Genomic DNA, 11,214 nt, shown 5'->3' with positions numbered 1-11,214 from the left:
TCACGTCATTCGGTGAGGCGCCGGCTCAGCACCGGGAACTCCGGGTCGCTGCCCAGGGCCCCGCCCTCGGTCCAGCGGTTGCGCGGCACCTCCTGGATGTAGACCGTGATCTTGTCCAGAGGGGCTCCGGTGACCTTCCTGACGGTCCGGGTCAGCTCTTCCATGAGCTCCCGGCTCTGGGCGTCGTCCTGACCGTCCCAGGTGGTGACGGAGATGATGGGCATGAGTGGGGCCTCTCAGGGTGTGGTGCGCAGGTCCCCGAAGGAGGGGCCGCGCAGTTTCAGATGGGCGTGGATGTCCCCGCCGAGGCCGAACTCCCCGATGGCGCCGCCGTAACTGCGCTGGTAGCTCATCCACAGCACGACGACGTTGATGATCCGGTTGGCGCCGGGCAGCTCCGGGTCCGGGAACGGGTCCGGCATCGTGGCGTGGTAGCGGCCGGAGCCGTCCGCGTCCGTGGTGAAGACGTTCGGCACCCCGAGCGGGCCCGGCCGGGTGGGGCCGGACGGATCCAGGTCGCGGGCGCGCAGCGACATCACCGTGTAGACGCTGTTCGGCACGAGGCGGGAGAAGTCGAAGTCGAAGGTCCCGGACCGGCCGTCGGGAGTGACGGCCACCTCCAGGGTTCCGCTCGCCTCCATCCACCGTCCGAAGGTCACCGGCTCGGTGACCTTCGGACCGTCCTCGGCCCGCAGGTCCGGGATCGGCACCTCGTGGAAGGCGTGGCTCGGGCGCCGCACCCGGTCGGCGTCCGGCAGCTGCTCCGGCGCGAACACCATCGGGTAGTTGTTGCACGGCAGGGGCAGCGGCAGCGTGTGGAGGACGATGTCCCGGTCCGCCCCGCCGGGTTCGGTGTCCAGCTCGCGCACCACCGTGTAGGGCGCGAGGCGGCCGAACTCGGGGACCGGGCCGGCCGGCGAGACCACGGCCGCGCCCCACTCGGGCGCGGCCCCTCCGTCGGCGGTGGGTCGGTTGATCATGCCCACCACCACGAAGTTTCCGTCGCCGTCCATGACCTCGCTCGGCGGGTACAGGGGGCCCTGGGTGGTGAGGGAGAGCTCGTACTTCTCAGACATCGGCGCGCTTGTAGACGCGGGTGTAGAGACCGCTCTCGCCGCCGACGATGTAGCGGTCGCCCGCCTGGCGGACGATCTCCTGGTACTCCGGCGAGGTGAAGACGGCCTGGTAGGCAGCCGGTTCGACCTCGAAGCCGGACACGAACATCACGCCCGGCTGCGAGCTGATCAGCGAGTGGTAGGCGAGGAAGGTCTGCACCTCGTCCGCGCGCCGGACGACGTCGAAGATGGTGTTCTCGCGCCATGCGCGGTACGCGGCGTACTGGCTCGGCTTCACCTCGATGTAGCGCAGCTGCACGTACGGCGTCTGCGGCAGCGGGTCGGCGGTGTCCTTGGGCGCCTCGACGAACTCCAGCAGGTGGCGCCGGAAGTCGGTCACGAGGTCGTCCGAGACGGCCTCCCAGAGCTGCTTCCAGCCCGCGTTCAGGCCGTCCAGCTCGGAGAGGTCCCCGACCGGCGTGATCTCCAGGACGTTGCCGTCGTCCACGCTGACGTACAGCGCGCGGCCCGGCACGGGCTCCTTCAGGTGCAGCCGGTTCCACTCGGCGAGGACCTGGTCCAGCCGGCCCGGGGCCACGGCGACTTCATTGAGGACGAGCAGGGTGGCAGACATGGGTGTGCCCTTTCGTGAATACGTGAATACGTGAATGGGTGAAGGGGAGTGCGCGAATGCGCGAATGCGGGAGTTCGGGAAATGTGGTGCGGGTCGGTGCGTCGGGAAGGGCGTCAGGCGACGGCGACGCCCTTGGACGCGATCACCGCGGCCGCCTCCGCCACGGTCTGCTCGGGGACGAGTTCACCCATCTCGATCTCGACGCCGAACGTCTTCTGCAGTCGCAGCGCCAGTTCTTCCAGCAGCAGCGAGTCGATCTCCATGGCCTCGAACGTGGTGTCCGGCGTGACATCCGCCGTCGGCACGTCCAGCTCGCCCAGGACAACGACCATCCGGCTGACGATCGAAACATCCATGAGAATCCTCCGTGAATCACTTGGAACGCCGACTTTCGCGTTGCGGGATCGGAGCTGGTGAATTCAGCGGATCGAATGCCCTCCGCGTCCCACGGATTCATCATGGGAGCCGGGAACGGGCGGAGGAAGTGTCTCCTGATCATGGTGGTGCGAACACCACCGGCAGGGGAATCAGGCCGCCTCGGCGTGGCAGCCGACCGCTTCGCGCGGCCGCGCCGCCGATGGGGCCTCGGGCCGGGCGACATACAGGGTCAGCAATGATTCGGGGCTCTCGGGCACGCTCATCACCACGCGGTCGAAAACCCGCACCCCGGCCCGCGGCAGTGCGATCTTGCGCCGGCTCTGGTTCGGTCCGACCACCTCGTGGCAGTCCCACAGCGTGGCGAAACGCGGGCTGCGCTCGCTCAGCCGCTCGGCGATCCGGCCGAACTCCCGGTCCTCCGGGAACCGGGCCGACTGCGACCGGAACTGGGCGACCAGACCGCGCCCCACCTCGTCCGCCTCCGGATACTTCTCGCGCGTCGACGGCTCGGTGAAGAACTTCAGCACGCAGTTGTCGCCGCGGGCCTCGATGCGGAACAGGGAACGGGCCGAGCGGCTGGCCAATTCGATGCGCCCGTACCGGTCGGTGATGTACGCCGGATTGCGCGACCACCCCTCGACGAGCGCGTTCATCCGCGCGTACTCGCTGTCCCACCGGCGGCCCGCCGTCGGCTGCGGCGGATTGTGGCCGGCCAGCCGGTAGAAATACGTACGCTCCGTGTCCCCGAGCCGCAGTGCGTTGCTGACCGCGTTCACGATGGCCTCGGAGACGTTGATGTCCCGCCCCTGTTCGAGCCAGGTGTACCAGGACACCCCGACCCCGGCCAGCGCCGCGACCTCCTCGCGCCGCAGCCCCGGCGTCCGTCTGCGCTCCACGTTCACCAGACCGACCTCCTCCGGCGTGATCTGCTCCCTGCGCGCCCGCAGGAATTGCCGCAGCCGCGTCCGCCGTAAAAGCCCCGATCCCGGAGGGGATGCAGTCGTCTGCATTCCTCGACCTCTTTCTCTTTCCGACTGGAGAAAACCTCGGTGAAGTGCGCCCGCCGGGCAGGCCCACCGGTGGTGGTCCCAGCACCCCGTTCGACAGACACTCCCTCCCGCCGGAATTCCCCGCCACACTGGCGGCATGTTCCACACAGCGGCGAACATCCCGGCTGCCACGGCGGCGGGTACGGCGGAGAGCGCCCCGGCGAAGAACGAATCGACCCGGCTGCGCCTGTTCTGTTTCCATCACGCGGGCGGCAGCGCCTGGTCCTTCTCGGGATGGGGCCAATGGCTCGGGCGCGGGGTGGAGGTGGTGCCGGTGTCCATGCCCCCCAGGTCGCTGCCCGCGACCGGCGTCCCCGGCGCCGTCAGCACGATGGACGACCTCGTACACGAGGTGACACGTCAGCTGACCCCCTTCCTCGACGAGCCCTACGCCTTCTACGGGCACAGCATGGGAGCGCTGGTCTCCTACGGCGTGGCCCAGCGGCACATCGCCGCGGGCCGGCGCCCGCCCGCCGCTTTCGTGGCCGGGGCCCACCGCGCTCCGCACGTCCAGGCTGCGCCCGACCTGACCGTAGGGCTATCGGATCGAGCCTCCCTAGAGCTGATGCTGGGCCTGGGTGGAGCCGGAAGGCTGCTGCGGGAGAACCCCGTACGGATGCGGACCGTCGTGGCGCGCCTGCGCGAGGACCTGCGGATATGCGGTACCTACCGGCATCCCGAGGCCGGCCACCGGCCGCTGCCCTGCCCGGTCCACGTCCTGCTCGGCGCCCACGACCCGCTGGTCCCCGCGGCGGACGCCGAGGCGTGGCGCCTGCACACGAGCGCACGGTTCTCGTTCCGTACCCTCCCGGGGGGCCACTTCTTCAACCGGGAGCACAAGGACCTGTTCTTCACGGAGTTGGGCGCCATCCTCGGCGCGGTCGAAAAGCACACCGTGTGATTCCCGCCGCTGACACCGCGTGGTGGTGTGACCTACCTTCGGGCGGTATGGACGCCATGCCGTTAGGGACCGACCGTACGAAGAAGAAGCGCACCGAGCTGGCGCACTTCCTGCGGAGCCGCCGTGCCGCACTCTCCCCCGAGGACGTCGGACTGGCCACCGCCGCCCGGCGCGCCCGGGTCGGGCTGCGCCGCGAGGAGGTCGCGGTCCTCGCCGGAGTGAGCGCGTCGTGGTACGCCTGGCTGGAACAGGGCCGCCCCATCAAGGTCTCGGACGGGATACTCGACGCGATCAGCCGCGCCCTGCGCTTCGACGAACGCGAGCGGGTGCACCTGTACCGGCTCGCGGACGCCAACCCCCCGCTGCCGCTGGGGTCCGAGGAGCTCCCCGACGACGGACTGTTCCAACGGATCGTCGACACCCAGCTGTTGGGACCCTCCTGCGTCATCGACCGGTACTGGGACGTCCTCGCGGTCAACGAAGGGGCCGCCGAGCTGCTGCGCCTGGGCCGCGAGGGCAACGACAACTTCCTGACCAGCCTCTTCCGCGGGTCGCACGGTGAGCGGTACCTGAACCGGCCCCAGCTGGCCCGCCGCATGGCCGCCCGCTTCCGCCTGCAGTCCTCGTACGGCGCCGACGATCCCCGGTACGAGGAGATCGCCGGCGAACTGGCCGGCAGCGACCCGCGCTTCGCCGAGCTGTGGGAGCGTCACGAGGTCGAGGAGTTCGCGCCGGTGACCGTCGAGGTGGACCATCCCGAGGAGGGCCGGGTCCCCTTCGTGCTCTTCACCATGGACCTAGACGAGGCCGCCCGCACCCGGCTCCTCGTGTACCTGCCGCCGGGCGCGGCCGGGCCGGTGTCCGCCTGGTCGTAGCCGTGGGGGAGCCGCCGCCAGGGTGGTGGTCCCACCACCACCGGCGGCACGGTCTGGATGGGTTCCGGGCGCCGCCGCAGAATCGTCGGGTGGCCCGCCCCGCGTGGAGAGCGGCCCGTTCCACCGTGCCCGGCAGCGGCGTCCCGCACCGGCGACTATGGAGGCCCCCCTTGACTCATGCCACCGATGCCACTGATGCCACCGATGTCTCCGATGCAACCGAGACAACCGAGGCCCCCCGCGCCGCCGGTGCGCCGGGCCGCGGCCGGACGGCGGTCCTCACCGGGCTCGGGACGTTCGTCCCGCCCCGCGTCGTGACCAACGAGGAGCTGTCCCGGACCATGGACACCTCGGACGAGTGGATCCGCACCCGCACGGGCATCACCCAGAGGCACTGGGCCGACCCGGGGACCGCCACCGGCGACCTCGCCGTGGCGGCGGGCGAGCGGGCGCTGAAGTCGGCCGGCTCCGGGGAGGTCGACCTGGTGGTGCTCGCCACGACCACCCCCGACCACCCGTGCCCGGCCACGGCTCCCGAAGTCGCCTCCCGGCTGGGCCTGCGGGGCGTGGCGGCGTACGACGTGGCCGCGGTGTGCAGCGGCTTCGTCTACGGGCTCGCGTCCGCGGCCGGGGCCATCGCCGCGGGCATCGCGGAGCGCGTCCTCGTCATCGGCGCGGAGACGTACTCGACGATCCTCAACCCGCAGGACCGCACCACCTCGGTGATCTTCGGCGACGGCGCCGGAGCCGTGGTGCTGCGGGCCGGCGACCCCACCGAGCCCGGCGCGCTGCTCGGGTACGACCTGGGCAGCGACGGCTCGCTGAAGGACCTGATCATCGTCCCCGACGGCGGCTCCCGGCAGCGCTCGGCCGCGGCCGGCGCCCCCGAACCGGACCCGGCCGACGCGTACTTCACGATGCAGGGCAAGTCGGTGTTCCGGCACGCCGTGACCCGTATGGCAGCCTCCTCCCAGGCCATGCTCGACCGCGCGGGCTGGGAGGCCGACTCGGTGGACTGGTTCGTGGGCCACCAGGCGAACGTACGGATCCTGCACGCCGTCGCCGACCAGCTCGGCATGGCGCGGGAGCGCACGGTCGTCAACCTCGACCGCGTCGGCAACACCTCGGCCGCCTCCATCCCGCTGGCCCTGGCCGACGCCGTGGCCGGCGGGCAGGTCGCCCCCGGCGACCGGGTGCTGATGAGCGCCTTCGGAGGCGGCGTGACCTGGGGTTCGACCGCTCTGGTCTGGCCCGACGTCACCGCGTACTGAACAACCGACCCCCATCCCGAACCAACCCCCAGTCGGCCGCCGGTCACCGTGACCGGCGGCCGACGTCGTACGTACGGACACGGAAGCGAGGAGTTCCCCATGAACATCGGCATCCTGGGCGCGGGCAACATCGGCGGCCCGCTCGGCCGGCACTGGGCTGCGGCCGGACACCGCGTGACGTTCGGCTCACGGGACCCCGGCCGGCTCGCGTCCCTCGTGGAACCGCTGGGCGAAGGGGCGCGGGCCGCCTCCTACGCGGAGGCGGCCGGGGCGGGCGAGGTCGTCCTGCTGGCCGTCCCGCACCCGGCCCTCGACGGACTGCTGCGCCGGCTGGCGGGCCGGCTGGCCGGAAAGACGGTGATCGACGCGACCAGCCCGATCGGGGTCTCGGACGACGGCCTCTTCGTCTCGGTGCTGGGACCGGACCTCACCCAGGGGAGCCGGACCGCCGAGCGGCTCCCGGAGTCCGCCGTCGCCCGCGCGTTCTGCCATTTCCCCGACGAGCTGCTCTGGTCGCGCGGTACGCGCCAGCCGCACTTCTGGGGCATGGGCACCGCGTCCGACGATCCCGGGGCCCGGCAGGTCACCGAAACCCTGGTGCACGACGCCGGCTTCGTACCGGTTCACCTCGGCGGACTGAAGGAGTCGGCCGCCCTGGACCCCGGCGGCGCGCTCTTCGGCCACGTCTCCACTGCCGCCGGCCTGCGCGCCGCCGCCGGCCGCTGACGCGGGGCAACGGGAGAGCCCGCCCCCTCCGGTGCGGGCCGGAGGGGGCGGGCGGTCCTTCGCGGGCGGACGGGCGGTCAGGCGGCAGGGGAAGAGGCCACCTTCTCGCCCGCGCCCCGGGCCGCGAGGGGCCGCGGCTCGCCGGCGGGGACGGGAGCGGGAGCGGCGGCGGGAGCGGCCGCCGCGGGCTTCTTCCTCGGGTTCGACCAGCGCCGGGTGATCGGCCGCTCGACGAGGGTGTACAGCGCCCACGACGCCAGGATCGCGACGGCCATGGCCACCGCCATCAGCCCCACGGCCGCCGTATTCGAGTACGCGTGGCTGCCGAGCAGCTTCCACACCGCGACCATCACCGTGTAGTGCACCAGGTAGAAGGCGAAGGAGATGTCGCCGAGCCAGACCATCGCGCGGTTGCGGAAGAGCGTGAACCGGCCCTCGTCGTCCGCGATGGCGCCGGCCGCGATGAGCAGGGCGGCGGGGATGACGCAGACCGCGCGCGTCGAGTAGATGGGCGGGGTGAAGTAGCCGAGGACGAAGGCGGCGGCGAGCAGGACCCCCGACCAGACCATGCCGATGTTGCGCCAGCGGCCCGCCATCACCGAACGGGCCACCAGGATGCCCAGGGCGAAGTCCAGCACCCGGGGCAGCGGCAGGATGTAGGAGAAGAAGTACTGGTTGACCGAGGTGTCGGGCTCGGTGGCCATCATCGCGCCGGCCGGCACCAGCAGGGTCGACAGCAGCGGGGTCGCGATGATGCCGGCGACGACGGCGACGACCCACGTGTTGAGCCGGTGGGCCGGGATCTTCCTGATCCAGTGCAGCAGGACGGGGAAGAGGAGGTAGAAGACGGCCTCGACCCCCAGGGACCAACCGGCCGGGTTCACGCCGAAGTTGATGGCGAAGTCCGGGTACCAGACCTGGACCATGAACAGGTTGAGCAGTCCGGTCGTCATGTCCGTGATGGGCGCCGCGAACACCAGCATGGCCAGCGCCCAGACGATGACGTAGTTCGGGACGATCTTGAGGAAGCGCCGCCGCCAGAAGCGCGGCGCGGTATCGGTGTCCCTGGCCGACCAGGTCAGCACGAAGCCGCTGAGCACGAAGAAGAACGTGACGCCGAGGGCGCCGGCATGGGCCACGGCGTCGTAGTACGTGGTGACGGCCGAGGAACTGCTCAGCCAGGGGACGCCCAGGAAGCCCAGGAGTGCCGCGTGGTACAGGAACACCACGAAGGCGGCGGGAAAGCGCAACCCGGTCAGCGTGTCGAGGCGGGTCACCCGAGTACGCATTCTGTCCGTCGACACGATACTGCTCCTTCAGAAGAGGGATCTGGGAAAGAGGAATCTGGGAAGGACGCCAGGAAAGCTACCCGAGTCGCGGCCCCATTGCCGGGGCGTACTTATCCGGTTGGTGCCACCACCAGGGGTCGCAGGCACTTCCTCCGCAGGTGCGGGAGCGGGAGGATTTCACCGACGGAACCTTCCGCTTTTCTGATATCCGGGCGTCATCACGTGACGCCATTTCTCGTTTCGCGCACATTCCTCGACCCGGGAGCAGCCATGTCCACCAGCGTGAAAAGCCAGAGCGGTACGACGTCCCCGGTGACGGCCCCCCGGGGGCCCGAGACCGCCGCCCCGCCGGGCTCGCCCTGGCGGTCCTGGCTGGCCGTGATCGGGCTGGCCCTCGGCGTCTTCTCCTTCGTCACCACGGAGACCTTGCCCATCGGGCTGCTCCCCTCCATCGCCGAGGGCACCAAGGTCTCGCTCGGTTCGGCCGGCTTCCTCGTCACCGGCTTCGCGGTGCTCGCCGCCGTGACCGCCGCCCCCCTGACCGCGCTCACCGGGCGCGTGGACCGCAAATGGCTGCTGGTCGGCCTGATGGTCCTCTACGTCGCCGGCAACTTCATGGCCGCCGCCGTCTCCGGCTACGGGCTGCTGCTGACCGCCCGCCTCATCGTGGCGCTGGCGCACGGGGTGTTCTGGTCCATCGCCGTCTCGATCGCCGTACGGCTGGTCCCCGAGCGGCACGCCGTCCGCGCCACCTCCGTGGTCCTCGGCGGCATCTCCCTCGCCTCCGTCGCCGGCACCCCGCTCGGCACCGCCGTCGGCCAGTCCGCCGGCTGGCACGCGGCCTTCGTGTGCGTCGGCTTCCTCGGCTTCCTCGTCCTGGCCGCGAGCCTGCTGTTCATGCCCGCCCTGCCCGCCCAAAGCAGCGGCAGCCTGGCCGCGCTGCGCCACGTACTGCGCCACCGTCCGCTGCGCGTCGCCGTCGGCGTCACCGCGCTGATCATGAGCGGCCACTTCCTCGCGTTCACGTACGTGGCCCCCTTCCTGGAGGAGGTCACCGGCGTCCGGCCCTCCCTCGTCGGCGCGCTGCTGCTGGTCTTCGGCGCGGCCGGACTGGCGGGGAACTTCGCGGCGGGCGCCGTCGTCGGCCGGGCCCTGCGCACGAGCATCATCGGCTGCACGGGCCTGCTGGCCGTCGTCATGGGGGTGATGTACGCGGGCGGGGCGAGCGGGCCGCTCGTCATCACGATGCTGGTGTGCTGGGGCGTGCTCTACGCGGCGCTCCCGGTCGCCCTGCAGACCTGGGTCATGCGCCTGGTTCCCGAGGAGAGCGAGGCCGCCTCGTCGCTGTACGTCGCCGCCTTCAACGGGGCCATCGGCGTCGGCTCGTTCATCGGCGGCCTCATCATCGACTCCAACGGGCCGCGCCTGGCGATGATCGTGGCCGGCGCCTTCGCGCTCGCCGCGATGCTGACGACGGCCGTTTTCGGCCGGACCGGCGGCGGGGCGCCGCAGCGCTCCGGGTCCTGACCGCCGCCAGTCCACGTATCCCGACGCGGCCCGTGTGACGGGCCCTCAGGGGCGGCATGAGGAATTCACGGTGGCCGTATGGCACACGACCTGTCGTCAGGCTCGGGCGCACGGCCATACTCGTGAAACCCTCCGCCCGGCTAGAGAGGTGCAACATGCGGTATACGACCGGGGGTGTCCAGACCTTCCATCTCTGGTCGCTGTCCGAGGACGTGATCGTCGACCAGGGGCCCGGCGGCGACGTCCTCCTCCTCACCAGCCGCTGGGGCGAGGACCGGCTCGACCGGCCCAGCCCGGCGGTGCGCGAGGTCCTGCGGAGGATGGAGCTCGGGCCGGTCCTGCTGGCCAATGCCCTGAGCGGACCCGAGGACCAGTGCCCCTTCACGCTGCCGGCGCTCAGCAAGCTGTCGCACCTCGTGGTGCGCACCCTCGGGGTGGACGACCTGAAAGGGCCGCTGCTGTCCGTGGTACCGCTGTCGTCGGCGGCCTCGTTCGTCCTGATCCGGCCGGCCGGCGAGCGCCGGGTGTGCCTGCCGCGGCACGTGGCGTTCACCGTGCCGGAGTCGGGCACCGGCTGCGTCCTGGAGTCCGAGCGCTCCCCGCACCGCGTCGTCCTGCACCGGCAGGAGGCGGCCTGGGTGGCGATGACGCTCGCGTGGCCGACCACGCTCACCGCGGTGTCGGCCGCCCTGCCGCTGCCGCCGCAGGTGACCGAGGACATCGTCGGCTACCTGGCGGCCGCGGGCCTCGTCACGTCCGTGGACGAGCCGGCGTAGCGGCGCCGCCGCTCAAGGGAGGCTTGGGTTCCGGCCGAGGTCCCGTCCAGATGGTTTCAAGCCACTTGCCCGATAGTGCGGCGCATGCACGGGAACGTCCCGTAACTGACTCGACGGAGTGGACACCATGCTGGACACGGACACCTTCCGCAAGGTCTTCGGTTCCTTTCCGACCCCTGTCGCGATCGTCACCGCGCTCGGCTCGGACGGCGAACCGGCCGGCTTCACCTGCAACGCCTTCTCCGCCGTCTCGGCGGCCCCGCCCCTGCTCCTGCTGTGCGCGGGAAAGGGCTCCAGGACCCTGTCCGCCATCCTCTCCTCCGGGGCGTTCGCGATGAACTTCGTGGCCCACCGGGGCCGGGACACGGCCCTGGCCTTCGCCGGGAAGACGCAGCGCAAGTTCGACGGCGTGCCCTGGCGCGGCGGCCTGGCCGGGGTACCCGTACTGACCGAGGACGCGGTGGCGTACGCCGGCTGCACGCTCGTGGAGACCGTGGAGGCGGGGGACCACCTGCTGCTGATCGGCCGGATCGAGGAGAGCGAGACCTTCGCCGGCGCGGCAGCCCTCTACCAGCGGGGCGAGTTCGGCAGGTGGGAACCGGACCGCCGGCTGGCCGTGCAGCACTGAGGCCCCGCGACCGGTGCCACGACGAAGCTCCCGGCGGACACGGTGTCTGCCGGGAGCTTCGTCGTGCGTACGGCGCGGAGGCGGTGGGGTCTCGTGGGGTCCGCG

At 71.4% G+C, this 11,214-nt stretch carries 13 protein-coding genes; 7 read left to right on the top strand and 6 right to left on the bottom strand.

Annotated features, from left to right (window positions below):
- Positions 1-5: 5 nt before the first annotated feature.
- From ACS04_RS11355 to ACS04_RS11335, 5 genes are all read right to left on the bottom strand, one after another.
- Positions 6-224 (bottom strand): tautomerase family protein, encoded by a 219-nt coding sequence (locus ACS04_RS11355; RefSeq protein WP_048476432.1) that lies wholly within the window; start codon positions 222-224, stop codon positions 6-8.
- Between the two features lie 12 nt (positions 225-236).
- On the bottom strand, positions 237-1,076 hold the full coding sequence (locus ACS04_RS11350) for a hypothetical protein (RefSeq protein WP_048476431.1): 840 nt from the start codon (positions 1,074-1,076) through the stop codon (positions 237-239).
- Complete coding sequence (locus ACS04_RS11345; protein WP_053080742.1) at positions 1,069-1,689, bottom strand: hypothetical protein; 621 nt, start codon at positions 1,687-1,689, stop codon at positions 1,069-1,071. Before ACS04_RS11345 ends, ACS04_RS11350 begins: the two co-directional genes overlap by 8 nt.
- Positions 1,690-1,802: 113 nt before the next feature.
- Positions 1,803-2,045 (bottom strand): acyl carrier protein, encoded by a 243-nt coding sequence (locus tag ACS04_RS11340; RefSeq protein WP_048476430.1) that lies wholly within the window; start codon positions 2,043-2,045, stop codon positions 1,803-1,805.
- 171 nt (positions 2,046-2,216) lie between these two features.
- A complete protein-coding gene (locus tag ACS04_RS11335) occupies positions 2,217-3,077 on the bottom strand; it encodes a helix-turn-helix transcriptional regulator (protein ID WP_048476429.1) in 861 nt (286 codons plus the stop codon).
- Positions 3,078-3,213: 136 nt separating this feature from the next.
- Here ACS04_RS11335 and ACS04_RS11330 point away from each other — a divergent pair, with 136 nt between their 5' ends.
- The 4 genes from ACS04_RS11330 to ACS04_RS11315 all read left to right on the top strand — a co-directional run bounded on the left by ACS04_RS11330 (position 3,214) and on the right by ACS04_RS11315 (position 6,889).
- Complete coding sequence (locus ACS04_RS11330; RefSeq protein ID WP_078864643.1) at positions 3,214-4,017, top strand: thioesterase II family protein; 804 nt, start codon at positions 3,214-3,216, stop codon at positions 4,015-4,017.
- Between the two features lie 47 nt (positions 4,018-4,064).
- On the top strand, positions 4,065-4,892 hold the full coding sequence (locus ACS04_RS11325; protein WP_048476428.1) for a helix-turn-helix transcriptional regulator: 828 nt from the start codon (positions 4,065-4,067) through the stop codon (positions 4,890-4,892).
- Between the two features lie 314 nt (positions 4,893-5,206).
- Entirely contained in the window at positions 5,207-6,163 is a 957-nt protein-coding gene (locus ACS04_RS11320; protein ID WP_048476462.1) for a beta-ketoacyl-ACP synthase III, read from the top strand.
- Between the two features lie 99 nt (positions 6,164-6,262).
- Positions 6,263-6,889, top strand: coding sequence for an NADPH-dependent F420 reductase (locus tag ACS04_RS11315; RefSeq protein WP_048476427.1), 627 nt, complete (start codon positions 6,263-6,265; stop codon positions 6,887-6,889).
- A gap of 77 nt (positions 6,890-6,966) precedes the next feature.
- On the opposite strand, the gene ACS04_RS11310 is transcribed toward ACS04_RS11315, so the two are convergent.
- Entirely contained in the window at positions 6,967-8,193 is a 1,227-nt protein-coding gene (locus tag ACS04_RS11310; RefSeq protein WP_245236360.1) for an acyltransferase family protein, read from the bottom strand.
- A gap of 255 nt (positions 8,194-8,448) precedes the next feature.
- Here ACS04_RS11310 and ACS04_RS11305 point away from each other — a divergent pair, with 255 nt between their 5' ends.
- The 3 genes from ACS04_RS11305 (at position 8,449) to ACS04_RS11295 (ending at position 11,109) form a co-directional block, all read left to right on the top strand.
- A complete protein-coding gene (locus tag ACS04_RS11305; protein ID WP_063839254.1) occupies positions 8,449-9,705 on the top strand; it encodes an MFS transporter in 1,257 nt (418 codons plus the stop codon).
- Between the two features lie 155 nt (positions 9,706-9,860).
- On the top strand, positions 9,861-10,481 hold the full coding sequence (locus tag ACS04_RS11300) for a hypothetical protein (protein ID WP_048476424.1): 621 nt from the start codon (positions 9,861-9,863) through the stop codon (positions 10,479-10,481).
- Between the two features lie 127 nt (positions 10,482-10,608).
- Positions 10,609-11,109: a flavin reductase family protein gene (locus tag ACS04_RS11295; RefSeq protein WP_048476423.1), complete on the top strand. Its 501-nt coding sequence runs from the start codon at positions 10,609-10,611 to the stop codon at positions 11,107-11,109.
- The last annotated feature ends 105 nt before the right edge of the window (positions 11,110-11,214 follow it).

The organism is Streptomyces roseus, from assembly GCF_001044425.1.
Taxonomy (GTDB): Bacteria; Actinomycetota; Actinomycetes; order Streptomycetales; family Streptomycetaceae; genus Streptomyces; species Streptomyces roseus.
The sequence above is the reverse complement of the archived record's forward strand: the minus strand, read 5'-3'. Positions and strand labels throughout refer to the sequence as shown.

Bases quoted from the DNA above. Each gene is read 5' to 3' on its own strand.
- ACS04_RS11355 (WP_048476432.1), bottom strand. From the start codon at position 224: ATGCCCATCATCTCCGTCACCACCTGGGACGGTCAGGACGACGCCCAG.
- ACS04_RS11350 (WP_048476431.1), bottom strand. From the start codon at position 1,076: ATGTCTGAGAAGTACGAGCTCTCCCTCACCACCCAGGGCCCCCTGTAC.
- ACS04_RS11345 (WP_053080742.1), bottom strand. From the start codon at position 1,689: ATGTCTGCCACCCTGCTCGTCCTCAATGAAGTCGCCGTGGCCCCGGGC.
- ACS04_RS11340 (WP_048476430.1), bottom strand. From the start codon at position 2,045: ATGGATGTTTCGATCGTCAGCCGGATGGTCGTTGTCCTGGGCGAGCTG.
- ACS04_RS11335 (WP_048476429.1), bottom strand. From the start codon at position 3,077: ATGCAGACGACTGCATCCCCTCCGGGATCGGGGCTTTTACGGCGGACG.
- ACS04_RS11330 (WP_078864643.1), top strand. From the start codon at position 3,214: ATGTTCCACACAGCGGCGAACATCCCGGCTGCCACGGCGGCGGGTACG.
- ACS04_RS11325 (WP_048476428.1), top strand. From the start codon at position 4,065: ATGGACGCCATGCCGTTAGGGACCGACCGTACGAAGAAGAAGCGCACC.
- ACS04_RS11315 (WP_048476427.1), top strand. From the start codon at position 6,263: ATGAACATCGGCATCCTGGGCGCGGGCAACATCGGCGGCCCGCTCGGC.
- ACS04_RS11305 (WP_063839254.1), top strand. From the start codon at position 8,449: ATGTCCACCAGCGTGAAAAGCCAGAGCGGTACGACGTCCCCGGTGACG.
- ACS04_RS11300 (WP_048476424.1), top strand. From the start codon at position 9,861: ATGCGGTATACGACCGGGGGTGTCCAGACCTTCCATCTCTGGTCGCTG.
- ACS04_RS11295 (WP_048476423.1), top strand. From the start codon at position 10,609: ATGCTGGACACGGACACCTTCCGCAAGGTCTTCGGTTCCTTTCCGACC.